20 protein-coding genes and 2 other RNA genes are annotated in these 25,484 nt (G+C 44.6%); 21 read left to right on the top strand and 1 reads right to left on the bottom strand.

Going from position 1 to position 25,484, the window contains the following annotated elements; translation table 11 throughout:
* Positions 1-15 precede the first annotated feature (15 nt).
* Entirely contained in the window at positions 16-981 is a 966-nt protein-coding gene (locus ACYVD3_RS24690; protein WP_460645155.1) for a pectinesterase family protein, read from the bottom strand.
* A 154-nt stretch (positions 982-1,135) separates the two neighbouring features.
* Here ACYVD3_RS24690 and ACYVD3_RS24695 point away from each other — a divergent pair, with 154 nt between their 5' ends.
* From ACYVD3_RS24695 to ACYVD3_RS24795, 21 genes are all read left to right on the top strand, one after another.
* A complete protein-coding gene (locus ACYVD3_RS24695; RefSeq protein ID WP_460645156.1) occupies positions 1,136-2,827 on the top strand; it encodes a phosphoenolpyruvate carboxykinase (ATP) in 1,692 nt (563 codons plus the stop codon).
* Positions 2,828-2,989: 162 nt separating this feature from the next.
* Positions 2,990-3,634 carry an HAD family hydrolase gene (locus ACYVD3_RS24700; RefSeq protein WP_460645157.1) on the top strand — a complete coding sequence of 215 codons (645 nt, stop codon included), beginning with the start codon at positions 2,990-2,992 and terminating at the stop codon, positions 3,632-3,634.
* 103 nt (positions 3,635-3,737) lie between these two features.
* Positions 3,738-4,001, top strand: coding sequence for an HPr family phosphocarrier protein (locus ACYVD3_RS24705; protein ID WP_460645158.1), 264 nt, complete (start codon positions 3,738-3,740; stop codon positions 3,999-4,001).
* A gap of 91 nt (positions 4,002-4,092) precedes the next feature.
* Positions 4,093-4,271, top strand: a non-coding RNA gene (gene ssrS / locus ACYVD3_RS24710) — 6S RNA.
* Positions 4,272-4,371: 100 nt separating this feature from the next.
* The gene (locus ACYVD3_RS24715; RefSeq protein WP_460645159.1) at positions 4,372-5,604 is read left to right on the top strand and encodes an AI-2E family transporter; all 1,233 of its coding nucleotides are present in this window, start codon (positions 4,372-4,374) and stop codon (positions 5,602-5,604) included.
* Between the two features lie 9 nt (positions 5,605-5,613).
* Positions 5,614-7,890: a SpoIID/LytB domain-containing protein gene (locus tag ACYVD3_RS24720; RefSeq protein WP_460645160.1), complete on the top strand. Its 2,277-nt coding sequence runs from the start codon at positions 5,614-5,616 to the stop codon at positions 7,888-7,890.
* Between the two features lie 46 nt (positions 7,891-7,936).
* Positions 7,937-9,640 carry a S8 family peptidase gene (locus ACYVD3_RS24725; RefSeq protein WP_460645161.1) on the top strand — a complete coding sequence of 568 codons (1,704 nt, stop codon included), beginning with the start codon at positions 7,937-7,939 and terminating at the stop codon, positions 9,638-9,640.
* Between the two features lie 77 nt (positions 9,641-9,717).
* The gene (locus tag ACYVD3_RS24730) at positions 9,718-10,551 is read left to right on the top strand and encodes an AraC family transcriptional regulator (protein ID WP_460645162.1); all 834 of its coding nucleotides are present in this window, start codon (positions 9,718-9,720) and stop codon (positions 10,549-10,551) included.
* A 155-nt stretch (positions 10,552-10,706) separates the two neighbouring features.
* Entirely contained in the window at positions 10,707-11,717 is a 1,011-nt protein-coding gene (locus ACYVD3_RS24735) for a deoxyguanosinetriphosphate triphosphohydrolase (protein ID WP_460645163.1), read from the top strand.
* Between the two features lie 33 nt (positions 11,718-11,750).
* A complete protein-coding gene (dnaG, locus tag ACYVD3_RS24740) occupies positions 11,751-13,520 on the top strand; it encodes a DNA primase (RefSeq protein WP_460645164.1) in 1,770 nt (589 codons plus the stop codon).
* A gap of 39 nt (positions 13,521-13,559) precedes the next feature.
* On the top strand, positions 13,560-14,765 hold the full coding sequence (gene rpoD, locus ACYVD3_RS24745; RefSeq protein ID WP_460645165.1) for an RNA polymerase sigma factor RpoD: 1,206 nt from the start codon (positions 13,560-13,562) through the stop codon (positions 14,763-14,765).
* Positions 14,766-14,786: 21 nt separating this feature from the next.
* Positions 14,787-15,569 carry a tRNA (adenine(22)-N(1))-methyltransferase gene (locus tag ACYVD3_RS24750; protein ID WP_460645166.1) on the top strand — a complete coding sequence of 261 codons (783 nt, stop codon included), beginning with the start codon at positions 14,787-14,789 and terminating at the stop codon, positions 15,567-15,569.
* Complete coding sequence (locus ACYVD3_RS24755; RefSeq protein ID WP_460645167.1) at positions 15,556-16,377, top strand: Nif3-like dinuclear metal center hexameric protein; 822 nt, start codon at positions 15,556-15,558, stop codon at positions 16,375-16,377. Before ACYVD3_RS24750 ends, ACYVD3_RS24755 begins: the two co-directional genes overlap by 14 nt.
* An 11-nt stretch (positions 16,378-16,388) precedes the next feature.
* On the top strand, positions 16,389-18,050 hold the full coding sequence (locus ACYVD3_RS24760) for a uridine kinase family protein (RefSeq protein WP_460645168.1): 1,662 nt from the start codon (positions 16,389-16,391) through the stop codon (positions 18,048-18,050).
* Positions 18,051-18,101: 51 nt separating this feature from the next.
* Positions 18,102-18,545: RNase P RNA component class A (gene rnpB, locus ACYVD3_RS24765), an RNA gene on the top strand.
* Positions 18,546-18,940: 395 nt separating this feature from the next.
* Positions 18,941-19,957, top strand: a complete 1,017-nt coding sequence (locus ACYVD3_RS24770; RefSeq protein ID WP_460645169.1) for a LacI family DNA-binding transcriptional regulator — start codon at positions 18,941-18,943, stop codon at positions 19,955-19,957.
* Between the two features lie 82 nt (positions 19,958-20,039).
* A complete protein-coding gene (locus tag ACYVD3_RS24775) occupies positions 20,040-21,326 on the top strand; it encodes a 6-phospho-beta-glucosidase (protein WP_460645170.1) in 1,287 nt (428 codons plus the stop codon).
* A gap of 38 nt (positions 21,327-21,364) precedes the next feature.
* Positions 21,365-22,375 carry an N-acetylglucosamine kinase gene (locus ACYVD3_RS24780; protein ID WP_460645171.1) on the top strand — a complete coding sequence of 337 codons (1,011 nt, stop codon included), beginning with the start codon at positions 21,365-21,367 and terminating at the stop codon, positions 22,373-22,375.
* 2 nt (positions 22,376-22,377) lie between these two features.
* A complete protein-coding gene (locus tag ACYVD3_RS24785; protein WP_460645172.1) occupies positions 22,378-23,733 on the top strand; it encodes an extracellular solute-binding protein in 1,356 nt (451 codons plus the stop codon).
* A 30-nt stretch (positions 23,734-23,763) separates the two neighbouring features.
* Positions 23,764-24,651, top strand: a complete 888-nt coding sequence (locus ACYVD3_RS24790; protein WP_460645173.1) for a carbohydrate ABC transporter permease — start codon at positions 23,764-23,766, stop codon at positions 24,649-24,651.
* A 2-nt stretch (positions 24,652-24,653) separates the two neighbouring features.
* The gene (locus ACYVD3_RS24795; protein ID WP_460645174.1) at positions 24,654-25,481 is read left to right on the top strand and encodes a carbohydrate ABC transporter permease; all 828 of its coding nucleotides are present in this window, start codon (positions 24,654-24,656) and stop codon (positions 25,479-25,481) included.
* The last annotated feature ends 3 nt before the right edge of the window (positions 25,482-25,484 follow it).

Below are 25,484 nucleotides of genomic sequence, written 5' to 3' on the forward strand. Positions count from 1 at the left end.
CCGTTTATTTTTGATCTATGGCTGCCAGCCATCCGGGCCGGACAGGACGGCTTCTTTTGTAAATCTTTTAAGCTCAGCTTCTGTCAGGCGGTGGATCCAGTCCGGCCGCTTTTCCATCACAGCCCCGGGACCAAAGCTGCCATACTCGGCGTAGAAGGTATGTATATGGGCTTCTTCCTTGTTCCAGTCATGCCAGCCTTCTTTGCAGATATGGTCATCCATGTAGCAGTTTAACAGCACGGTTTTTCCATACTCTCGCCATGGACGCCCCAGATATGCGTTGTCGGCGGGGCAATTGCTTTCAAAGCGGCAGTTTTCCATAACATAGCCGTACTCCTGTCCTTTTGGAGTAGAAGCGGCGGTTACATAGCTGCTGATTTCCTTTCCCGTGTATTTGGAAAAGAAGGTGCAGCCCTCAAAATAAGCCGTTGCACTGCCGAAAATAAAGTCGATGTCCCCTTCTATGTAACAGTTTTTGTAATAGTGGCGGCCATTGATCCGTGGGGCATGCTGCTTTGGCCCTATAAAGCCATTGGGCTCGATTTCCTTTGGAGGAAGGGGGCCGGTAAAAAGAGTATCCTGGTTTCCCAGGAACCGGCAATTTTCGAAAAACAGCCGGTCTCCATCGGCGTAAAGGGCTAAAGCCTGTCCCACGTCTTCCCCTTTTCCTGCGCTGTTTTCAAAGGTGAGATTCCTGGCGGTGAAATCATGGGTATCGATCAGACAGGAATAGGTGCGGAAGGTACCCCGCTTCATCCCATCCTCCATGACCATGCGGGCGTAAAGGCCGCAGGAGAGAATGGTATTTTCAGGATCTTCCCCTACAAAGGTTACATGGGGGACGGTTACGGTAATCTGTTCTTCATAGAGCCCTTTGTGAATGTAGAGGATCTGTTCCGAAACATGGTCCGCCGGGAGGGAACGAAGAGCCTCTCCAATGCTTTTAAAATCTCCTGTGCCATCTTTTGAAATATGAATCATAATTAGCTTTCCTTCCCTATATTGTACGTATAATGTATAGCATATCTTAAATATATTCATTTTTTTGGAAAATTGCAATAGAAATCATTGACTTTTTCTTAACAAAGTGAGATAATAGTGACAAATTTGGATTTTATAAAAGGAGGATTTTTCTATGTCAACAAAAGCTTATTATCCAATTAATGAAATCGGAAAGGGTAAACCAGGTTTTGCAACCACTCGTTCGATCATTGAAGCTCCGTTTTATGGAAACAATGTAATTAAAGTCAATACTCTGAGAGAGGCATATGAATTGGCAAAAAATTCGCCGGGAACCGTAGTAACGGATATGCCGGTATATAGGGGAGAGGAGTTTGGCCTTGATCAGGATGCCAAAGTTCTCTTATTTAACGATGGGGCGATTACGGGACGTTATGCCACTGCAAGAAGAATTGCAGGAGAGCCTGGAGTAAATTGCCCAGCTCTGGATAAGGTAGTCATGGATGCGGTTTATGAAACCCGTTGGAAGACAATGTATCATGCGGAAGTTTTTGCTGGACTTGACCCTGAATTTATGGTGAAGGTACATCTTCTTATTCCGGAAGGGGAAGAAAATATTCTGTATAACTGGATGCTGAACTTCCAGTATATGTCTGATGAATATGCGAAAATGTATAAAGCTTCTAAACCGGTGGGTGATGGAAAAGAAACGGATATCTATATCTTCTCTGATCCTCAGTGGAACGGTTCTGACCGTCCCGGAGTTGATCTGTCCTGTTTAAGCGATCCAAAATGTTTATGCTACTTTAATACGGACCAGAACTGTGCGGCAATCCTGGGTATGAGATACTTCGGAGAGCACAAAAAAGGCACCCTTACTATGGTATGGGCTCTTGCTAACCGCAACGGATATGCTTCCTGCCATGGCGGACAGAAAGAATATAACTTAACTGATGGTTCAAAATATGTTGCATCTGTATTTGGTTTATCCGGCTCAGGAAAATCCACCATTACCCATGCAAAGCATGGCGGAAAATATGATGTTACGGTTCTCCATGACGATGCATTCATTATCAATACCGACACCTGTTCATCTGTGGCAATAGAACCTACATACTTTGATAAAACACAGGATTACCCCACCGGCTGTGAAGATAATAAATATCTTTTAACTGCCCAGAATTGCTCCTGTACCTTAGACGAAGATGGAAAGATCCAGTTGGTAACAGAGGATATCAGAAACGGCAATGGACGTGCCATCAAATCAAAACTGTGGTCTCCTAACCGTGTGGATAAGATCGATGCTCCGGTCAATGCGATTTTCTGGATCATGAAGGATCCTACCATTCCGCCGATAGTAAAATTAAAAGGAGCTTCCCTGGCATCTGTCATGGGTGCAACTCTTGCAACAAAGAGATCATCAGCGGAAAGACTGGCACCGGGAGCTGATCCCAATGCTCTGGTGGTTGTACCTTATGCAAACCCATTCAGAACCTATCCTCTGGTCAATGACTATGAGAAATTTAAAAAACTGGTAGAAGAGAAGAACGTAGATTGCTATATTATTAATACCGGTGATTTCATGGGTAAGAAGGTTCAGCCAAAGGATACCTTAGGCATCCTGGAAGCCATTGTGGACAAGACAGCCCAGTTCAAGCAGTGGGGACCATTCTCTGATATCGAAATCTTTGAGTGGGAAGGCTTTGTTCCGGACCTTAATGATGCTGCTTACGCAGAGCAGTTAAAGGCACGTATGGAAGACCGCGTGAAATTCGTTGCCAATACTGCAACTGTTAAGGAAGGCTATGACAAGCTTCCTGATGATGCCCTGGCAGCTCTTCAGAAAATTGTTGAGGAATTAAAGTAAAAATTTCATAGAGACGAAAAAGGAATTCCCTTTTTCGTCTTTGTTTTTTGCCCGGGCAATGAGCCCGATGAATATGCTTGCTTATTCATTGGGTGAGTGCCGCATCAACTAAGAAAAACTCGCAAAGGGTGTTTTCCTTAGTTCCACCATACAGGAGGAACCATGAATAAAGATTATTTTTTGTTTGATTTAGACGGAACCCTTACAGATCCAAAAGAAGGGATAACCAAGTCTGTCCAGTATGCTCTCCGGCATTTTGACATTGAGGTGGAAAACCTGGATGAGCTTTGCTGCTTTATCGGGCCTCCCCTTAAAGACAGCTTTATGGAGTATTACGGCTTTGACGAGGAACAGGCAAGAAAGGCCATTGACATTTACCGGGAGTATTTTTCCGGGAAAGGGTTGTATGAAAATAAGGCGTATGAGGGCGTTGCAGAGGTTTTGCAGTCTTTTCTTACGGCAGGAAAAAAACTTTATGTGGCTTCCTCAAAGCCCGAGGTCTTTGTCAGGATGATCCTCAAACATTTTGAGCTGGATTCCTATTTTTTGTTTATGGGCGGCGCCGACATGGATGAAACCAGGGTGAAAAAGGCCGATGTGATCCGTTACGTTTTAGAAGAATGCGGGATCAGGGATTTGGACAAGACGGTGATGATCGGAGACAGAAAACATGATGTTTTGGGAGCAAAGGAAACCGGAATTGCCTCTGTAGGGGTGCTGTACGGTTACGGAAGCAGGCAGGAGTTAAAAGAGGCCGGAGCAGATGTTCTGGCAGAAACAATTTTTGATTTGCAGAATCTTTTATAGTATGCTATACTGAGTCTCTGACGCTGGAACAGGAACGCGTTCTCCTGTGCCGGTCCGGCAGAAAAACCGGGATACATTTGGATAATCAGGAGGAATACAAGAGATGAAAAAGGTGGAGATCGGATTCTGGGGAGTTGAATCCATCCTGGAGTTTGTCTCAATTGCGGGAGCGTGTAAAGAAAAAATGAATTTAGCTTACGGAGACAGCATGGTAAATGCAAAATCGCTGCTTTCGGTATTGGCTTTGTCCACTGCAGAAGGGTTGGAATTGATCATCCATGAAGAATCCTGCGATTCTCTTTTAAGACTTCTGGAACTGTATGTTGAGCATGGAAGACTGCTTGGCAGCAAACATATTGCGGTCTGATCCCATATATGAAAATTAAAACTGACAGGAAAAGGAACTTGAAAAACAAATCGAAGTAGTGTATACTAAGACCATAGAAAACATGGGAATGTAATTCCTGAGATGTGCGACACTCTTACCTTTTTTGAACCTACATTATGACTCATGGGATTCCGATATTTTCAGGCGGATGTCAGGCCTCCGTTGCAGTGGAAGGCAGAAACCTGAGTGAGGTTGCCCACCTAGCAAGGCTAGGCGTCAATAAGTAAGAACCGGCATTTTGGGGTTACTAAAGAAAAAAGCAGCGAGAAATCGCTGCTTTAACTTTATGGTAAAGTATGGTAAAGTATAGAATAGACAGAAGTCAATCTTAAAACTTAGGAGAATTTCAATGAAAGAAAGAAAATTTGGGAGCTATATATGCTGGGGGATCACAGCCCTTTCCGTTATTGCTTTGAGTATTGCCTTTGCCTTTTTCCTTTCCAGGTTCCAATCTGTAAAAGATACGGCAAAATTAATTGTGGGAATTCTTATGCCGGTTATTTACGGCGCTGTGCTTGCATATCTTTTACTGCCGGTATATAACAAGTCCAGAGACATTACAAAACGCATGCTTTCTTCCATGTGGAAAAACGGAAACGGGGTGAGGTCCGTATCCAGCGCCATGGCAACCTTAGTCAGCCTCATTTTTCTGTTTGTGATCGTAGTCGGCCTCTTTTGGATGATCATTCCCGAGATTTATACCAGTGTCATGGGACTCCAGGAGACACTGGGCGATAATATCAACAATCTGGCTTTGTGGCTTCAGAAGATGTTTGAGGATAATCCTTCCGTGGAACGGGCAGTCATTCCCATGTATGACCGGCTGACAAGCCAGCTTCAAAGCTGGATGACCTCTGACCTTGTCCCCAACATGTCTACGCTGATCGGCAGCCTTTCCAGCGGACTGTTAAGCGTGGTGCTTGTTCTTAAGAACATTCTGATCGGCGTCATAGTTATGGTTTATCTCTTAAACATTAAGGGAACCCTTTCTGCCCAGAGCAAGAAAATCATTTACAGTGTTTTTTCTGTAAAAACGGCTAACCAGGCAATTGATGAGGTCCGCTTTGTTCACCGGGTATTCGGCGGATTCATAACGGGTAAGATTTTGGATTCCCTGATTATCGGAATCATGTGCTTTGTCCTTTTAAACGCCATGAAAATGCCTTATGCACTGTTAGTGAGCGTGATCGTGGGAGTAACTAATGTGATCCCGTTTTTCGGTCCGTTTATCGGAGCAGTACCAAGCGCGTTCCTGATCCTTTTGGTCAGCCCAATCAAATGCCTGTATTTCCTGATATTCATCCTTTTGCTCCAGCAGTTTGACGGAAATATTCTGGGGCCGAAAATACTGGGACAATCCACAGGCCTTCCCAGCTTTTGGGTGCTGTTTTCCATCCTGTTTTTCGGAGGGCTTATGGGCTTTGTGGGAATGATCATAGCTGTGCCCACCTTTGCGGTGTTCTACAGCGTGGTTTCAAGACTGGTGAACCGTTCTCTTGGGAAAAAGAACCTTTCTCTTAAAACGGCAGACTACTTTGACCTGGAACGGATCGATGAAGATAAAAAAACATATATGAGATAAGAGGAGCGCATGAATAAAAAGACATTTATCGGATTTGTTGTCGGTATTCCTCTTTTGGTTTTGATTCTCATTATAATTATCCTGGTAAGTGAACCAGAACCGGAGGGAATATCAAGAGGGGCTGCATATAAGTCGGCCGCTCTCCTTCTTACCGATAGAGGAAGCTGCGAAAAAATGCTGACAGATCAGAAGCAGGAGTATTTTCCGGAAAAGGAACAGAATAACTGGTATGTGAAATACATGAATTACCTGTACGCAGGCGGCTATCTTGATCCTGATGAAATACCGGCAAAAAGGGACACCGCAGAAGGCTTTCTGACCTATCAGGAGGCGGAAAGCCTGGCAGAAACTTTGGTTCCGGGCGCAGGAAAGAAAATTCATGAAAACGGGAAAAAGCAGAACAGGAAGATTCCGGCTGATGAATGGTGGTATTTGTATGAAGAATTAAGGGAGACCCTGGACAAGGAAGGAAATATAAAGGAGCTTGACGTACTTCTTTACGGCACTCCCACCAACGTAACAACCGCATCAGCCTGGACTGCCTATACCAGCGGAGGAAACTTCCAATTTGAAGGCATCAGCCTGGATTCTTACATAGACTGGGAGTTAAAGCTTCTGGTAAGGGGCGGAGAGATTATCGCATTAAAAGAAGCTGTGACTGATTCCATAACCTATAAAAATGTCTGGCTTACCGCAGGAGAGGGAGGAGCCTTCCACGTATACTTAGGTTCAGTAGAACGAACCTTTCCCCTGGAGGCATCTTTGGGGCAGCCTGAGGAATTTGCCAATAACATTGCGGATATCAGTTTAAAAAGAGGGAGCCTGCAGAAGGTCACCATGAAGAAAAAGAAGATATCCGGAAAGGTTTTGGCAGTAAAGGATGATTCCGTTGAAGTTGAGGGGTATGGCAGCCTGAAGCTGGATAAGGATTTTAAAGTATACCGGCTGTATGGACAGTTTGAAGAGCGAAGTATTTCCGACATTCTGGTAGGATATGACATACAGGATTTTGTGGTAGCTCACGGGAGAATATGTGCAGCTTTGCTGGTAAGGGAATTCGATGCAAAGAGCATCCGGGTCCTCTTGATGAACACCAATTTTCAGTCGGTTTTCCATTCCTCCGTGACCCTCTCTGCCGAAAGCGGCCTGTCATTGTCTTATGGGGAAAAGGAAGTAAACGTTCCGCCAAAGGCGGAAGTGATCATTGATACCACAGACGAACGGCTGAAGGATGGACGGATCGTAGCAGCGCCCCTGGAAAAAGGGGACACCATATCCGTTAATTCCATCCAGAGATCCTATGGAACTCCAACCTATGACGGCACCGTTGAGATACGAAAGGAAGGGGAGGGGCTGGTGCTGATCAACGAGCTGTACCTGGAAGACTATCTGACCAGGGTCGTGCCCAGCGAAATGCCTGACAGCTATGAAAAGGAAGCATTAAAGGCCCAGGCTGTCTGTGCCAGAACCTATGCCTTCCGTCAGATTCAGGGCAACGCCTACAGCAAATACGGCGCCCATGTAGATGACAGCACCAGGTTCCAGGTTTATAACAATCTTCCCACCTCATCGAAAACAGCAGAGGCAGTGCGGGAAACCTATGGAAAGCTGTTGTTTTACGACAATAAGCCAATTGAAGCCTTTTATTTTTCCACCTCCTGCGGACACACCACCGACGGAAGCGTATGGGGCGGCGATCCGGTCCAGTTTCCCTATCTGGACGGCTGCCTTCTTCAGGAGAACAGGGGAGTTTTAAACCTGTCTACAAACTCTGATTTTGAAGAATTTATAAAGAAAAAGGACTATCCGGCCTATGACTCGGCATTCCCCATGTACCGGTGGGAGACCACCGTTACCAACCGGCAGTTGGAGGAGGAGATCACCGAAGTAGGCTCCATCTTAAACATTACGGTAACGGAACGGGGAGTCGGCGGAATCGTGAAAAAACTCAGGATCGAAGGTTCCGACGGCATTATGACTGTCAATGGAGAAGGACAGGTGAGGGCAAAGCTTGGAAATAAGTATATGGCCATCACCAAGCTGGATGGCACCCTGATGAAGAATTTTGACTCCCTTCCCAGTGCTTATATTGCAATAGAAAACCAGGGTGTTGATGACAATAACATTACAACCTTCCGTATTTATGGAGGAGGCTTCGGGCATGGAGTGGGAATGAGCCAGAATGGGGCTCAGGGCATGGCAAAGGGAGGAAAGAATTTCGAGGATATCCTGAAATTCTACTATTATGGGACAGAAGTGAAGGAAGCAGAACAGAGCAAGGAATGAGAATGACATTTCCAGCGTAGGATGATAAAAAACGCAGGAATGTCATATGCAAGATCAGAAACTGGAAAACCTGTTAAACCTTGCCCTCAGCGCAACTCCTGAAGAGCGGGAGAAATCAGGCAATTTAAACGTAGGATATAATCCCGAGGAAAAGTCATGGGATGTGATCGTAAAGCATTCCGGAGACATAAGCGGTCTTTCTCAGGTGGGAATCCGGGTAGAGCAGATGGTGAACGAATACTCCATACTTACGGTTCCCGAATCCCTCATTGACAGGTTAAGTGAACTACCGCAAATCGAATATGTGGAGAAACCAAAGAGGCTGTTTTTTGCAATCAATCAGGCAAAGGCGGCCTCTTGTGTCAATCTGGTCCAGCAGGGAAGCAGTACCCTGACAGGAAGAGGAGTTTTAACAGCGATCATTGATTCCGGAATCGATTATTATCACAGTGATTTCCGGAATAATGACGGAACCACCAGGATTGTAAGTCTGTGGGACCAGACCCTGGACCGGGTGTTTACGGCGGAAGAAATCAATGCGGCCCTGGCCACAGGAAGCAGGGCGGAAGCAAGACGGCTAGTTCCTTCTGTGGACATCACCGGCCATGGCACAGCCGTGGCATCCATTGCGGCCGGAAACGGAAGAGAAGGCAATGGGCAGTACCGTGGAATTGCTTTTGAAAGTCCGCTTTTGGTGGTAAAGCTTGGAGTCCCTCAGGAAAGCGGGTTTCCAAGGACCACGGAGCTTATGCGGGCAGTTAATTTTGCGGTGCAGGAAGCCGTTGCTTTGCAGATGCCTCTGGCCATTAATCTAAGCTTTGGAAATACGTATGGTTCTCATGACGGAACCAGCCTTTTGGAAACCTTTCTTGACGATATATCCAATTACGGGAAGACCGTGATCGTGGTGGGAACAGGCAATGAAGGGGTGGGCGGCGGCCATATCTCAGGAGTCCTGACAATGTCCAGACCTGAGGAGATTGAACTTAGCGTGGGAGGATACCAGCAAAGCTTCAGCGTGCAGCTTTGGAAATCCTATGCGGATTTGTTTGATATCAGTGTCATAACTCCTTCCGGAGAAGTGATCGGACCCATCAGCAGCAGACTGGGGCCTCAGACTATAAACTACAGAAATACCAGGATCTTGCTGTACTATGGAAAACCCGGTCCTTACAGCGTGGCCCAGGAAGTTTATCTGGATTTCCTTCCCCTTGATACCTATATAGACAGCGGGATATGGAGATTCCGCCTGACTCCCAGGCAGATCGTAGAAGGTAAATACGATCTCTGGCTGCCCTCTGCCGGAGTGCTGAGCCAGTCTACCCGGTTTTTAAGAGCCACGCCTGAAACCACCCTGACCATTCCTTCCACGGCCTCCAAGGTCATTTCCGTGGGAGCTTATGACGACACTTATCAGTCTTATGCAGATTTTTCCGGCAGAGGATTTACAAGGAGGACCAATCAGGTAAAGCCGGATCTGGCCGCTCCCGGGGTGGGGATCATCGCCGCAAAGACCGGAGGCGGCTATGAAACAGTAACAGGCACTTCCTTTGCAACTCCTTTTGTCACCGGCAGCTCCGCCCTTTTGATGCAGTGGGGGATCGTAGATGGAAGGGATCCGTTTTTATTCGGGGAAAAGATCAAGGCTTATTTGATTCGAGGGGCCAGGCCTCTTCCTGGAATTACCCAATATCCCAATCCGGAGCTTGGATACGGGGCTTTATGTGTCAGCGACAGCCTCCCCGTATAACAGGGGAGAAAGAAAAGCCGTTGGAAAAATGGCCGGAATGCTTTATAATGGAATCAGTATGTTTGGGGAGGTGTGAAATGGAAGTCAGACATGAACTGGTCATTCCCAATGATGACCTGCCTTTTCGGATGTTTATCTTTGAGGGCAGGGATGGAAATTATAAGGTCACAAAGCATTGGCACCACTCTGTTGAGATCTTTCTGGTTCAGGAGGGGGAAATTGATTTTTACATCAACAACAGCCATCTATCCCTTGAAAGGCAGGATTTTGTTCTGGTTAACTCCAATGAAGTCCATTCCATTGAATGCCCGAATCCCAATATCACCATAGTGCTCCAAATACCGGCAGAGACCTTTGAGGGGTACATGGGAGAGGAAAGCTATGTGAACTTTGAGAAAAAGGGGGAGGCTCAAAATAAAAGGCTGACACAACTGGTGGTTTCCATGTTCTCCATCTACGAAAAGCAGGAATACGGCTACAGCCTGAAGGTGAAAAGCCAGTTTTATGAGCTTTTATATCTTCTGGTTACGGAGTTTAAGACGGAAACTATGGATAAGGAGGTTCTCCGCCAGAAAAGACAGCTCGACAAGCTGTCAAAGGTCACCCAGTACATGAGGGAAAATTATGACCAGGACATAAAGCTTGACCAGGTGGCGGGGCGTTTTGGTTTCAGCCCCACCTATTTGTCCCGGATCTTCCAAAAATATGCGCAGGTCAATTACCGAACCTATTTGATTGACCTGCGTGTCAAATACGCGGTTAAGGAGCTAGTGGGAACCCGCACCGAAATCGGAGAAATCGCCATGAAGCATGGATTTCCGGACAGCAGAGCTTTTTCCAAGGCATTTAAAAAGCGGTATGGCTGCCTTCCCAGCCAATACAGGAAATGTCTGGACAGACCACATGAATAATTTGGCGGCATATGCATCCGTCTTTGGGAATTGTGATAGATCCGCCAAATCAGGAATGGCATGGATGAACTGTAACAATTATTTTAATATAGGGTATTATAATTACTGAAAATATGATATAATGTACCATAACTTTGGGCGAAGGATGTGATTGTATGAATATCAGAGAATCCACGGAACAATGGGAGGAAGCATATTTAAATCCTTATGCCGCTTTCAGTAAAAACAGCAGAGGAAGAGAGCGGGAGGAGGAGGCTTGTGATATCAGGGCTGCCTATCAGCGGGACCGGGACCGGATCATTCACTGTAAGGCATTTCGCAGGCTGAAACACAAGACGCAGGTTTTTCTGGCACCGGAGGGAGATCATTACAGGACCAGACTGACTCATACCCTGGAGGTGTCCCAGATCGCCAGGACCATAGCCAAGTCCCTGCGCATGAACGAGGACTTAACGGAGGCAATCGCCCTGGCACATGATCTGGGTCATACTCCTTTTGGTCATTCCGGGGAAGCGATTCTAAATAAGATCTGCTCCCAGGGATTTGCCCACTACAAACAGAGCGTCCGGGTGGTAGAGGTTTTGGAAAAGAACGGACTGGGCTTAAATCTCACCTGGGAGGTCCGGGATGGGATCTTAAATCACCGCACCAGCGGGCACCCTTCCACATTAGAGGGAGGCATCGTCCGCCTGTCGGATAAGATCGCTTATATTAATCATGACATTGATGACGCCATCAGGGCTAAGATGTTTGTGGAAGAAGATCTTCCGGAATGCTATACGGGTATTCTGGGTTACAGTGTCCGTGAAAGGCTTAACAATCTGATCCATGATATTATAGGCAACAGCTATGGAAAGCCGGAGATCATCATGTCCCCGGATATGGAGAAGGCCATGCAGGGACTGCGCACATGGATGTTTGAAAACGTCTATAAAAGCGATATCCCAAAGGCAGAGGAAGGAAAAGCACAGCATCTCATTGTCATGCTTTTTAATTACTATATGGAACACCCGGACAAGCTTCCTGAGGAATACCGCACCTTAATGGAAGCACGGAAGGAAAGCAGGGAACGGGCGGTCTGCGACTATATTGCAGGCATGAGCGACAGCTATGCCATTGATAAATTTGAAGAGCTGTTTGTCCCGAAAGCGTGGAAAACGATTTAAAGAGGATGTAGGAGAAAGGAGAAATGAGGCTTCATGCGATATTCGGAAGAAGTGATTGAAGAGGTCCGGATGAAGAACGACATCGTGGATGTGATCTCGGGATACGTCAAGCTGCAGAAGAAGGGAAGCAATTATTTCGGCCTGTGTCCTTTTCACAATGAGAAGTCCCCTTCCTTTTCTGTATCTCCCGCCAAGCAGATGTACTATTGCTTTGGCTGCGGTGCAGGCGGAAACGTATTGACGTTTGTCATGGAGTATGAAAACTATTCCTTTTCCGAGGCCTTAAAGGTCCTGGCAGACCGGTCAGGCGTGAAGCTTCCTGCGGCAGAGTACGGCAAGGAGGCCAGGGAGCAGGAGGATCTTCGGTCCGCTCTATTAGAGATCAATAAGCTGGCCGCCAGTTATTTTTATTACCAGCTTAAAAACCCCCAGGGGGAAGCCGGCTACCGCTATTTAAGGGACAGGCAGTTAAGTGATGAAACCATAACCAGGTTCGGGCTTGGATATTCCAACAAGACCAGCAATGACCTTTACCGGTATTTGAAGGGCAAGGGATATGACGACAGCCTGTTAAAGCAGACAGGACTGGTGAACATTGAAGAACGGGGAACCTATGATAAGTTCTGGAACCGGGTGATGTTTCCCATAATGGATGTGAATAACCGGGTCATCGGTTTTGGAGGCCGGGTCATGGGGGCCGGGGAACCAAAGTATTTAAATTCTCCCGAGACAAAGCTTTTTGATAAAAGCCGGAATTTATACGGCCTTAATTATGCCAGGCTTTCACGGGAAAAGTACATATTGATCTGCGAGGGCTACATGGATGTGATCGCAATGCACCAGGCTGGATTCACCAATGCGGTGGCTTCCCTGGGAACGGCTTTCACCTCCCAGCAGGCCCAGCTCTTAAAACGGTATACGGATAAAGTGGTTCTCACTTATGACAGCGACGGTGCAGGTGTCAAGGCTGCCCTTCGTGCCATTCCCATTCTCAAAGAAGTGGGTATGTCCATTCGCGTGCTAAACATGCAGCCTTACAAGGATCCCGATGAATTCATAAAGAATCTGGGAGCCGAGGCTTTCCGCCAACGGATCGATGAGGCCCAAAACAGCTTCCTGTATGAAATTGATATGCTGAAAAAGAATTATAAAATGGATGATCCGGAGCAGAAAACAGGATTTTACAATCAGGTAGCCAGGAAGCTTCTGGAATTTCCCGAGGCCCTGGAACGGGAGAATTATTTGGAGGCGGTATCCAGGGAGTATTTTATTAATTATGAGGATTTAAAACGTCTGGTCAACCGCTTGGGCGCTTCTCTTGGACCGTCTGTTTCAGCCCAGCGGGAGGAAGAAGGAATACTTAAAAAACAGCGGAAAAAGGAAAAGGAAGACGGCGTAAAGCAGTCTCAAAGGCTGCTTCTTACCTGGCTCATTGAAAATCCATTACTGTTTGATAAGATTACCGGAGTGATCACTCCGGATGATTTTATAGAAGAACTGTATCACAAGGTGGCACGGATGGTTTTTGACGGACACGCTGCCGGAACATTGAATCCGGCCGAGATCTTGAATCATTTCATTCATGAGGAAGATCAATACCGGGCAGTCGCAGGTCTTTTTCATGCGAGCTTAAAAGAGTCCCTAGATAATGAAGAACAAAAAAAAGCGTTTTCGGAAACGATTATGAAGGTGAAAAAAAACAGTCTGAATCATGCCAGCCGCCATGCAGCAGGAATTATAGAACTGCAGAATATTATAAAGGAACAGGCTGCGCTAAAGGATTTGCATATTTCGCTGGATTAGGGTGTACACTATAGGCAGGCTGTGGAAGGATGGAAGAACATGGACGAAAATGTGAAGAAGACGGCAGATAAAATGGTGGGATCAAGGAAAACAGAAGAGGATCAGGCTGCAGAGGCTAAAGCCTTGGAGGCGGCCGCTGCATTTGAGGAAAAATTAAACCAACTTCTTCTTTTGGCAAAAAAGAAACGGAATGTGCTGGAAAACCAGGAGATTCTGGATTTTTTTGCGGGAGAGACTCTGGATTCGGATAAGCTTGATCAGATCTTTGATTTTCTGGAAAGCAATAAGGTGGATGTACTTCAAATCGGCGGCGAGGAACTGGAGCTGGATGAGGATCTTTTCATAGAGGAAGATATCGAGGAGGAAGAAGAGATCGATATGGAGAGTATCGATTTGTCTGTTCCGGAAGGTATCAGCGTGGAGGACCCGGTCCGCATGTACCTAAAAGAGATCGGCAAGGTTCCCCTTCTTTCCAGTGAAGATGAAATTGAACTTGCCAAAAAGATCGAACTGGGCGACGATGATGCAAAGCAGAGGCTGACGGAGGCAAACCTGCGCCTGGTAGTCAGCATTGCCAAGCGCTATGTTGGACGGGGAATGCAGTTTTTAGACCTGATTCAGGAAGGAAACTTAGGTCTTATTAAGGCCGTTGAAAAGTTTGACTACCGTAAAGGGTATAAGTTCAGCACCTATGCAACCTGGTGGATCAGACAAGCCATCACCCGCGCCATTGCAGACCAGGCCCGTACCATCCGCATTCCGGTTCATATGGTGGAAACCATCAACCGCCTGGTCCGGGTGTCCAGACAGCTTTTGCAGGAGCTGGGACGGGAACCGGTGCCGGAAGAGGTTGCGGCCAGGGCAGATATGCAGGTGGAACGGGTCAGGGAGATCATGAAGGTATCTCAGGAGCCTGTATCTTTAGAGACTCCCATCGGAGAGGAAGAGGACAGCCACCTAGGAGATTTCATTCAGGATGATCAGGTAGCCGTTCCTGCTGATGCTGCCACCTTTACCATGCTCCATGAACAGCTTATGGAAGTGCTTGACACTCTGACCGAGCGGGAGCAGAAGGTTTTAAAGCTGCGATTCGGCCTTGATGACGGGCGGCCCAGGACCCTGGAAGAGGTAGGAAAAGAATTTAATGTTACGAGAGAACGGATTCGTCAGATAGAGGCAAAAGCATTGCGTAAACTGCGCCATCCCAGCAGAAGCAAGAAGCTTAAGGACTATCTGGATGATTAATGACATAAGACGGAGTTTAAGATGAGGTTATCAAGGCGTTTGGAAACAATCGCTTCCTTTGTTCCGGAAGGAAGCAGAGTTGCTGATATTGGAACAGATCATGGTTATATTCCTATCCATCTGGTACAGGAAGGAAAATCAAAATATGCCATTGCCATGGATGTGAGGGAGGGCCCCTTGTTACGGGCCCAGGCCCATATCCAGGAGGCAGGCTTACAAACTCAAGTGGAAGTCCGTTTAAGCGACGGACTTTTAAAATTGGAACAAAACGAAGCAGACTGTGTGGTCATAGCAGGCATGGGCGGAGAGCTTATGATACATATTCTGGAGGGACGCCGGGATTTGTGGGAAGGCATTCCCTACTGGGTCCTATCCCCCCACTCAGAGCTGGATAAGGTGCGCAGATTCCTGGAGGAAGAGGCATTTTTTACCTGGCAGGAGACTATGATAAAAGAGGAAGGGAAATATTATTCCGTCATAGGAGTCAGCAGAAAACCAAAAGCTGCCATAGACCATGGATGCCCTTTGGGCATACCTTTGGGGGAAGCTTTGCCTGGAAAGAATGGCGGGCAAGAGGAACCTCTGGGCGGAATAAATCAAAGGGAAATCTCCTACCGTTATGGCAAGGCTCTGCTGGAATCCAAGGATCCTGTTTTAATGGAGTATTTAAAAAAGGAAGAGGAACAGTTGGAGCAGATTATGAGTGGGCTTTCTGCCAGCGGGACGGAGTCAGCGGCCAGAAGAAGGGAAGAGCTGGAGCTGGAATTGTCCTATAATAAGGAGGCACAGGATGCGATGCGATGAATTAATAGAGAAACTGGAACGGCTGGCGCCGCCAGACTGTGCCTGCGATTGGGATAATGTAGGCCTTTTGGCAGGCCGCAGTGACAAAGAGGTGAAAAAGATTTTCATTGCCTTAGATGCTACTGATGAGGTGGTGGAGAACGCCGTCCGGCAGGGGGCTGATTTATTGATCACCCACCATCCCCTTATTTTCAAGCCTCTGAAAAAAATCAATGACAAGGACTTTATATCCAGGCGGATTATAAAGCTGATCCGCAATGACATCTCCTATTACGCCATGCATACGAATTTTGATGCAGCGCCGGGGTGCATGGCTGATGCGGCCGCAGAAAGGCTTGGGCTTACCGATTTAAATGTACTGGAAAAGGAAGGCGTGATGACCTGGGAAAGGTTGGAAGGGCCGGAGGAAAAGGTATATGGAATCGGGAAGACAGGGTATCTTAAGGAAGAGATGACAGTCAGGGAAATAGCCGTTCTTGTAAAGGAACGGTTTGGCCTTCCTTTTGTCACGGTTTACGGGGAGGCTGCTCCAGGGGCTGCCGTTCGTTTTGTGGGCATCAGTCCGGGATCCGGGGGAAGCCTTATGAAACCGGCGTTGGAGGCAGGTGTGAAGGTTTTTATAACCGGCGATATTGGCCATCACAATGGGATCGATGCCGCAGCAAACCATATGGCTGTCATTGATGCCGGCCATTACGGCCTGGAATACCTGTTTCTGGATTTTATAGAAGAATACTTAAAGAAAGAAGCAGGAGAAGCCTTGGAAATCTGCAAGGCAGAAGTGGAATTTCCTGAAACATTCATATAAGGAGGAAGCGAATGGCAATTGTTACAATAGACGGTGCGGCCAAGGAATATCCCATTGGGATGTCTTATCAAGAAATCGCAAAGGAGTATCAGCCCCAGTATGAAAATGACATTTTACTGGTCAGTATAAACGGAAAGCTAAGTGAACTTCATAAAACAGTCCAGTTTGACTGTAATCTTCATTTTTTTACAGGGAAAGATCAGCCGGGGATCCAGACTTATCACAGAAGCACTATTTTTCTTATGATGAAAGCCTTTTATGACGTAGCCGGAGCGGAAAATATTGAAAAGGTGACTGTGGATTTTTCTCTTGGAAAAGGCTATTACATTGAGGCTCATGGGAATGTTGAAGTGACGGAGGAACTGCTTTCCCGGGTAAAGGCCCGCATGGAGGAATATGTGAGCCAGAAAATCCCGATTATGAAGAGGAACGTACACACGGACGATGCCATTGAGCTGTTCCACAAGCACCGGATGTATGATAAGGAGAGACTGTTCCGCTACCGCCGGGTTTCCCGTGTCAACATCTACAGCATAGGCGGTTTTGAAGATTATTATTATGGATACATGGTACAAAATACCGGGTATATTAAATATTTTGACTTAATACCGTATGATGACGGCTTTATGCTCATGCTGCCCCAGAAGGAAAATCCCAAAGAGGTACCTGTTTTTGATGCAGAGGCGAAGCAGAAGCTGTTCAAGGTATTAAAGGAAAGCGTGAAATGGGGAGAACGGCTGAAGGTTTCCCATGTGGGAGCGCTTAATGAAGAAATTGCATCTGGCAACATCAATGAATTGATTTTAATTCAGGAGGCCCTTCAGGAAAAGAAGATCGCTGAGATCGCAGGAAAAATAGGAGCTGACCGGAGCAAGAAGTTTGTTATGATTGCCGGACCGTCCTCATCCGGAAAAACCACCTTTTCCCACCGCCTGTCCGTTCAGTTAAAGGCTCAGGGAATGATCCCCCATCCCATTGCCGTAGATGATTATTTTGTAAACCGGGTAGACAGTCCAAGAAATCCGGATGGAAGCTACAATTACGAGGTCCTGGAATGTCTGGACATTGAACAGTTTAATAAAGACATGACGGCTCTTTTGGCCGGAGAGACGGTGGAGATGCCGCGGTATCAGTTTAAAACAGGTGTCCGGGAATACAGGGGCGATTATTTAAAGCTGGGAAAGGATGATATTCTGGTCATTGAAGGAATTCATTGTTTAAATGACAGGCTGTCCTATTCTCTTCCAAAGGAAAGTAAATTCCGGGTATATGTAAGCGCCCTGACCCAGTTGAACATTGATGAACACAACCGGATTCCCACAACCGACTGCCGTCTGATCCGGCGGATGGTACGGGATGCCAGAACAAGAGGCGCTTCCGCACATGACACCATACGCATGTGGCCGTCGGTGAGGGAAGGAGAGGAAGAATATATTTTCCCCTTCCAGGAATCTGCAGATATGATGTTCAATTCCGCTACTGTTTATGAGTTATCTGTGCTGAAGCAGTTTGCAGAGCCGTTGTTATTCGGCATTCCCAGGGAGTCTCCGGAATATATGGAAGCAAAGCGCCTGTTAAAATTCCTTGATTATTTTCTTGGGGTCAACAGTGAGGATATTCCCCGCAATTCCATTGTCAGAGAATTCATCGGAGGAAGTTGTTTTAAGGTTTAGATGATAAATGGCTTTACAAATGAATGAATATATGATATACTAATGCAGTTTTGAGTAAGACAAATGGCCGCAGCTGCAAAGCCGAAAGGCTGCAGGTGAGGAAAGTCCGGGCTTCACAGGGCAGGATGCCAGATAACGTCTGGCGGAGGCGACTCTAGGGAAAGTGCAACAGAAATATACCGCCGCATTTCTCACGAAGGCAACGAGCCAAATGGACGTGCTTGCACGACAATTTGGTGACTGCTCGTGGGGTAAAATACCTTGCAGCTTGCTGCGAGGCATTTACCTGCGGTAAGGGTGGAAAGGTGGTGTAAGAGACCACCGCCCTTCTGGTAACAGGAGGGGTCCATGTAAACCCCATCCGAAGCAAGACCGAACAGGGAGCATAAGACGGCCCGTCTGCTCCCGGGTAGGTCGCTGGAGCCTGTCGGCGACGGCAGGCCTAGATAGATGGCCATTCAACGACATAACCCGGCTTATCGTCTTGCTCAAAACTTTAAAAATTGTAAAAGTCCCAACCAAAACAGTCACATTGTCTGTACTTTTGGGTTTTTCAGTGCTTTCAAAAAAGGACCTAAGGAATCATAGGATTTCTTGGGTCTTTTTTTGTTATGGGTTTTAGCCTGTTATTCATGTTTTTTAAAAATCTATCTTATATGGAGATCAATAATACTCCCAATAAAATCATAATGAAAATAATGCCTGCTGCCGCTTCTGGTACGGACTCTATATTGATCTGATTAATAGAGACAAGAACAGAGCTGACTTCAGCTCTAATTATGATGATGTAGAGACAAAGAAAGGAGTATGGTTAAGAAAAGAATATGGTTATTGACAATCTTCAGTAAGAATGATATGATTTGTGTATCGATCCACAAAAGGAGAAAGATATGGCCAGTCTATATGATGTTGCAAAACGGGCAGGAGTGTCAAAGACACTGGTATCACGCGTAATTAATAATCAAAAGGGTGTCAGTCCTCTTTCAAAGGAAAAGATTCTGCAGGCAATGAAGGACTTGAACTATACCCCTAATGCTCTAGCAAGATCCTTGGTGTTGCAAAAAACTTTGATTATCGGAGTGGTACTTGATAATTTGTGTGATACGTTTTACTTCGATTTAATTCTGGGTATTGAACATCAGATTGACAAGTCAGATTTCGATGTATTGTTTTGCAGCGGCAGGAATAAAGAGAAATTGAAGAATAAGTATATTAATTTTTTCTCTCAGGGCCGTGGAGATGGTATTATTATATATGGAAGCAGTCTTAATGATGAGAGTCTTATTCAGCAGCTATCAGTAAGTAAGTTCCCTTTTGTTGTGGTAGAAAATGAAATTCCAGGCTTAGATATTAATAATATTGTATTAGATAATCAATACGGTTCCAAACTTGCGGTTGAACATTTGATAGAATGTGGATGTAAAACGATCTATCATATTACAGGTGATCTGACTGTTAATGCAGCAATTGATCGTAAGTATGGTTATATAAAGGCTATGGAGGAAAGAAATTTTAAAGTTCAGGCTGACATGATATATGAAGGTGGGTTTACTATAGATTCAGGTTATCAGGCAGTGAAAGAAATGATGGCAGGCAAAGCAGGGCTGCCTGATGCTATTTATTTTGGAGCAGATACGGCTGCTTTTGGAGGAATGATGGCTCTAAAGGAAGCGGGGGTAAGCGTTCCGGAGGACATTATGATTGTTGGATTTGATGATGATAAGCCGCAAAAGGTGGAAGTTGAATTAAAAAAACTTACGACACTAAGGCAGCCATTGTACCAAATGGGAATTGCAGCGGTTGAATTACTAATAAATGATATTGAATCCAGGGTTGAACCAAAACAAAAGCAGGTATATTATCCGGAGTTGATTGTAAGGGAAACAACAATGCGAAAAATTAAATAAGTATAAATAAGGGTTAATAAATCATTTAACCCTTATCTTATAAATCAAATGTGTATCGATACACAAAAAAGGAGATTCAGATATGAATGAGAAAAAAGGAATGAAATTTACAATCGTGGGAGCAGGGAGTTCTTATACACCGGAGCTTTTAGACGAGATGGCAATGCGAAAAGAGGATTTGCCAGTGAAGGAAATCATGTTGTACGATATTGATGAAAAACGTCTGGAGATTATGAAAGGATTTTGTCAGAGATTCGCATACAAGATTGGTTTGGATACAAAGATTGAATCTACAATGGATTTGAATCAAGCACTTTATGGTGCGGACTTTGTGGATACTCAAGTACGTGTAGGGGGAAATACACAAAGAGTTTTTGATGAAAAAATTCCTTTACAATATGGATTAGTTGGACAGGAGACAACAGGAGCAGGGGGGATGATGAAAGCAATGCGTACCATTCCTGTCATGTTGGAGGTAGCCGGAAAAATGGAGGAGCTTTCTCCTGATGGCTGGATTATTAACTATACCAATCCCACAGGTTTGGTGACAGAGGCTGTTACCAAATATACAAAAGCAAATATTGCAGGTTTTTGTTCAGGCGGTATCTTTCCAAAGATGTGGGCGAAAGCAGCTTTAGGTGTATCTTATGATCAAGTACAATACGATTACGCAGGATTGAATCATATGAATTTTATAAGCAATATTACCATAGGAGGCCGTCCTGTAACTGAGGAAGAATTTATTAAAATTGCAAGTGAAAATGATTCTGTTAATCTGGAATTAATCAAACTGTTAGGTGTAATTCCAAGTCCTTATCTACAATGGTATTATCACACAACTGAAAAGGTGCAAAAGGTTCTAAGTAACCCATTAACCAGGGGAGAGGAAGTAAAATTGCTTGAACAAGAGGTATATGAAGCCTATGCAGATAAAAACAACTCAGATAAACCGGAGGCATTGGCAAAACGCGGAGGGGGAGGATACTCTGAAGTTGCCATGGGATTTGTAAATGCGGTATATAACAATGTCGATACAGAAATGGTAGTCAATGTATCCAATCATGGAGCGATTCAATTTCTTCCTGACAGCGCAGTAGTAGAAATAGGCTGTTTAGTAAACAGCAGAGGAATGGCTCCTCTTAACGTTTCTAAGATTCCGCAAATGTGCTGGGGCCTGATCGCAGCAGTTAAGAATTACGAACAATTAGCGGTAGAAGCGGCCGTAGAGGGTGACATTAGAAAAGCAAAACTTGCATTGTTGGCACATCCGCTGGTGCGGGAGTATGATTTGGTGGAGAAGCTGATTCCTGAGTTATTTGAAGCAAATAAAGAATATTTACCCCAGTTCTTTCAGGCAGACAGGCTGTGAAGAACATAAAAGAGATTATGAATAGGGGAAGATGATGAATGATGAGATATATTTTAGGTATCGACCAGGGGGCCAGCAAGACTCATGCGATTCTATGTGATGAACTGGGAGTGATTCTCGGTATGGGTACCAGTTATGGGGCATGCCATTCCATAAGTGGTATGGCATACGCTATGGAAGCAGTTAAACTTGCGGTTGATTCTGCATTGGAAGAAGCTGATTTACTACTGGGAGACATTACTGCTGCAGTGGCCGGTATGTCAGGGCTGGACTGGGAATATGAAGAAGAATTATTAGCAAAGGCGTTGGGCAATATTCTGGGAATTTCCCGGATAAAAGTAGTGAATGACTGCCTGATTGCCATGCGGGCAGAGATAAGCGATTATTGCGGTTGTATTCTATGCGCAGGTTCAGGCTTAAACTGTGCTGTCCGAAATGGTGAAAATAAAGAATACGTATGGGGTTATTACATAGACGATGAGTTTCAGGGTGGAGCAGCCCTTGGTAAAGCAATGATAAGGGCTGTAATAGATGGGCAATCAGGGTTGGGGGAAGAAACGATGATGACTCAATTGCTGCTGGACTACCTTAAGATGTCCTCTGTGGAGGAATTATTATATCAAAAAGTTAACGGTAATATTAGTAACGAAAACTTGCTGTATCTCCCTATATTATTAGAACGCGCCGCTATGGCTAATGATAAAGCAGCAGTGAAAATATTTAGTGACTTTGGAGAAGCAATTGCAAAATATATTGTTGCTGCCATGGCTAAAATGGATATGTTAGATACTCCGGCAAAAGTTGTTTTATCGGGAAGTATATTTAAATGTAAGGTTCCGGTTCTAAAAGAGGCAGTTTCATTAGAGATTCACAAACATGCCATTCATGCTATGATCTTAGATGCAATCTATGAGCCTGTAGTAGGAGCAGTATTACTTGGAATGGATATGATTTTAGATCATATATCAGAATCTGTAACCCATAATATAGGAAATACAGCAGATAAGTATCATCTGAAAAGAAATCAAATATTAGGAGAAGAGGAATAACGATGAAAAAGACAATGGAGAAGGTAGTTTGTTTTTTTATGATAAGCTTATTGGTATTTGGTATAACGGGGTGTGGAAGCAGTTCATCAAGAAAAGTTGAAAATAAAAGTGAGGATTCAAAAGAGGATGTTACTATTGCACTTTGGCACATATGGCCTACAGGTGATGTGTCCCATATTATTACAGAGTTTATCGAACAATATCAAATAGATAACCCACATGTTAAGATTAAGGCAGACGCTACCCAGGCAGAAGAGTATCAGCATCGCAAGCTAAAGGTTGCCGCTGCCAATGGTTCCCAGGCAGATGTGTTTATGTGTTATGGTGGAGGCTATGCAAAACCATATGTAGAAGCAGGTGTAATACTGCCTTTAGATGATTATCTCAAAGCGGACAAAACGGAAGAAAGATTACTGGGGGGTGTCCTGGAATACTTTCAATATGAGGGGAAAACATATGGTGTGCCTTTAAAGAAATGGGCAGGAGTACTGTACTGCAATACGGAGATTTTTGAAGAAAATAACGTGGAATATCCTAAAACATGGGAAGAGTTAATGGCAGCAGTGGAAATCTTTAAGAATAATGGGATTACTCCAATCACTTTAGGTGCCAAAGATGCCTGGCATATAGGCATGATCCAGAATGCACTGGCTGTTAGAACAGCCGGAACAGCAGAATGTAACAAAGCGCTGGCCGGAGAAGCATCTCTTGATACCGCTCAGATAGTGCAATCGGCACAACTGCTTGTAGACCTAAACAATGCGGGGGCTTTTCCAAATGGCACATTGGGAATTAGTTCGGATGAAGCAAATCTGGAATTTCTATTGGGAAACACAGCGATGTATTACTGTGGAAGCTGGGTTGCTATGGAGTGTGAAAATGAAGAGAATGAAATAAAGGGAAAGGTAAAGGTTATGCCTATGCCTTCCATTGAAAATGGGAAGGGAGATATTAATTCCTTTATGGGTGGTGCAATTGATGGGCTGATGGTAAATGCCAATACCAAATATAAAGAAGAATCTGTAAAATTTGCTCTTGCATTAGCAGAACATCTATCTACAGAATGTTATAAAATCGGCGATAGTATTCCGGCCTGGAATACAGATATAGATGAATCAGAGGTTAATCCTGTCTTGGTAGAGATTAAGAAACTTACCCAGGATGCTGACGGTTATGTATTAGCCTGGGATACCTTTTTGGAGGGGAGCGCAATTGATGCACATTACAATTTATTACAGGGATTGATTGGCGGAACCGTTACGCCAAAGGAATTTGCTGCCGGAATGCAAAAGGCCAATGAAGAGCAGAAGCAATCTGATGCGACAGGTGCGTTAGAAATGCAGCAGGCGGCTGAATAATGGATTTCTTATACAGAGGGGAGAGTTTCTATGGAACGTTCGTTAAGAAATAAGAAAGCAATTTGTTTCTTTATCCTTCCGGGACTCCTGTGGTTTGCATTGATTGTAATTGTGCCGATTATACAGTCAGCATACTATAGTTTATTAAACTGGGATGGGATAACCGCATCAAGCTTTGTAGGGCTTAAAAACTATATAAAATTATTTCAGGACAAATTATTTTATCAGTCAGTTTTAAATTCCCTGGCACTTGCAGCCGCGTCTGTATTTATTCAACTGCCTGTTTCCATGGTTTTAGCCCTGATTCTGGCCGGTGGGGTCAAGGGTGAAAAATTCTTTAGAACCATATATTTTGTTCCCGTTATTATCTCATCAACTATCATAGCCCAATTATGGATGAAAATTTATCATCCGTCCTATGGCCTGCTTAATAATATTTTAGGGTTACTTAGACTGGATCATCTTCAGAATGAGTGGCTGGGGAATTCTGCAACTGCATTAATTGCAGTATTCATTCCTATGATATGGCAATATATTGGGTACCATATGCTTTTGTTTTATTCGGCAGCAAAATCCATATCTCCTGATATACTTGAGGCAGCAGGTGTAGATGGTGCAAATAAGAAACAGATTGCTTTTCATATTACACTTCCACAGATTGTTCCGATGATTAATGCTAGCGTAATATTTGCAGTAATTGGTTCCCTTAAATCATTTGACTTAATTTATGCACTAACAAAAGGGGGACCGCTACATTCTACTGAGGTCCCTACCATGTTGATGTATACAGAGATCTTTTCTAAAAACCGATATGGATATGCAAGTGGCCTTGCCATGTTCACCATAATAGAATGTTTATTATTAACATTGCTAATCCAGCATATATTCAAGATTTTAAAAGGAAGGGGAGTGAAATAATCATGGGAGTAAAACATAAAACTTCAAGTATACTTATTATGATATTCCTGACCCTTATTGCAATGATACAGTTGTTTCCTTTGTACTGGATGATAACATTTGCATTGAAAGGAAATAAAGAAATCTTTGGCGGTAATATTATTGGCCTGCCAAAAGTATGGCAATGGAACAACTTCTCGACGGTTTTTGAGCAGACTAATATTGCGGGATACTTATTTAACAGCTTTATGGTTACTATAGTTACAATAGGAATGACACTCATATTATCTTCAATGATTACGTATGCCATTGTCAGGCTTAGATGGAGTCTTAGTAAGCCGGTTTATCTGCTGTTTCTGGTTGGAATGATGCTGCCTGTTCATGCAGTTCTCTTACCGCTTTTTGTCAATTTGAAGCCTGTCTTAAACAGCTACCTGGCTCTGATACTGCCTTATGTGGCCTTTGCCATGCCTCTTGCAATCTTAATCATGGTCGGTGCACTTGAAGATCTGCCTGTAGAGTTAGAAGAGGCCGCATTTATAGATGGGGCATCCATTTACAAGATTTTTTTTAAGATTATATTGCCCCTGTTAAAGCCCACATTATCAACAGTCGCAATATTAACGTTTTTAAGTTCATGGAATGAGATGATGCTTGCTGTTACGTTTATCAGTGAGGAAAGATTTAAAACAATTACGGTAGGTGTCATGGATATGGTAGGGAAATATTCCACAAAATGGGGGCTGATAGGGGCCGGTTTGGTAGTGGCGACAATACCAACGATAATCATTTATATTTTATTAAGTGATAATGTTCAAAAAAGTCTGGCGGCAGGCGCAGTGAAAGGATAGAAA

Source organism: Lacrimispora brassicae (assembly GCF_054772055.1).

Bases quoted from the DNA above. Each gene is read 5' to 3' on its own strand.
- ACYVD3_RS24690 (WP_460645155.1), bottom strand. From the start codon at position 981: ATGATTCATATTTCAAAAGATGGCACAGGAGATTTTAAAAGCATTGGA.
- ACYVD3_RS24695 (WP_460645156.1), top strand. From the start codon at position 1,136: ATGTCAACAAAAGCTTATTATCCAATTAATGAAATCGGAAAGGGTAAA.
- ACYVD3_RS24700 (WP_460645157.1), top strand. From the start codon at position 2,990: ATGAATAAAGATTATTTTTTGTTTGATTTAGACGGAACCCTTACAGAT.
- ACYVD3_RS24705 (WP_460645158.1), top strand. From the start codon at position 3,738: ATGAAAAAGGTGGAGATCGGATTCTGGGGAGTTGAATCCATCCTGGAG.
- ACYVD3_RS24715 (WP_460645159.1), top strand. From the start codon at position 4,372: ATGAAAGAAAGAAAATTTGGGAGCTATATATGCTGGGGGATCACAGCC.
- ACYVD3_RS24720 (WP_460645160.1), top strand. From the start codon at position 5,614: ATGAATAAAAAGACATTTATCGGATTTGTTGTCGGTATTCCTCTTTTG.
- ACYVD3_RS24725 (WP_460645161.1), top strand. From the start codon at position 7,937: ATGCAAGATCAGAAACTGGAAAACCTGTTAAACCTTGCCCTCAGCGCA.
- ACYVD3_RS24730 (WP_460645162.1), top strand. From the start codon at position 9,718: ATGGAAGTCAGACATGAACTGGTCATTCCCAATGATGACCTGCCTTTT.
- ACYVD3_RS24735 (WP_460645163.1), top strand. From the start codon at position 10,707: ATGAATATCAGAGAATCCACGGAACAATGGGAGGAAGCATATTTAAAT.
- dnaG (WP_460645164.1), top strand. From the start codon at position 11,751: ATGCGATATTCGGAAGAAGTGATTGAAGAGGTCCGGATGAAGAACGAC.
- rpoD (WP_460645165.1), top strand. From the start codon at position 13,560: ATGGACGAAAATGTGAAGAAGACGGCAGATAAAATGGTGGGATCAAGG.
- ACYVD3_RS24750 (WP_460645166.1), top strand. From the start codon at position 14,787: ATGAGGTTATCAAGGCGTTTGGAAACAATCGCTTCCTTTGTTCCGGAA.
- ACYVD3_RS24755 (WP_460645167.1), top strand. From the start codon at position 15,556: ATGCGATGCGATGAATTAATAGAGAAACTGGAACGGCTGGCGCCGCCA.
- ACYVD3_RS24760 (WP_460645168.1), top strand. From the start codon at position 16,389: ATGGCAATTGTTACAATAGACGGTGCGGCCAAGGAATATCCCATTGGG.
- ACYVD3_RS24770 (WP_460645169.1), top strand. From the start codon at position 18,941: ATGGCCAGTCTATATGATGTTGCAAAACGGGCAGGAGTGTCAAAGACA.
- ACYVD3_RS24775 (WP_460645170.1), top strand. From the start codon at position 20,040: ATGAATGAGAAAAAAGGAATGAAATTTACAATCGTGGGAGCAGGGAGT.
- ACYVD3_RS24780 (WP_460645171.1), top strand. From the start codon at position 21,365: ATGATGAGATATATTTTAGGTATCGACCAGGGGGCCAGCAAGACTCAT.
- ACYVD3_RS24785 (WP_460645172.1), top strand. From the start codon at position 22,378: ATGAAAAAGACAATGGAGAAGGTAGTTTGTTTTTTTATGATAAGCTTA.
- ACYVD3_RS24790 (WP_460645173.1), top strand. From the start codon at position 23,764: ATGGAACGTTCGTTAAGAAATAAGAAAGCAATTTGTTTCTTTATCCTT.
- ACYVD3_RS24795 (WP_460645174.1), top strand. From the start codon at position 24,654: ATGGGAGTAAAACATAAAACTTCAAGTATACTTATTATGATATTCCTG.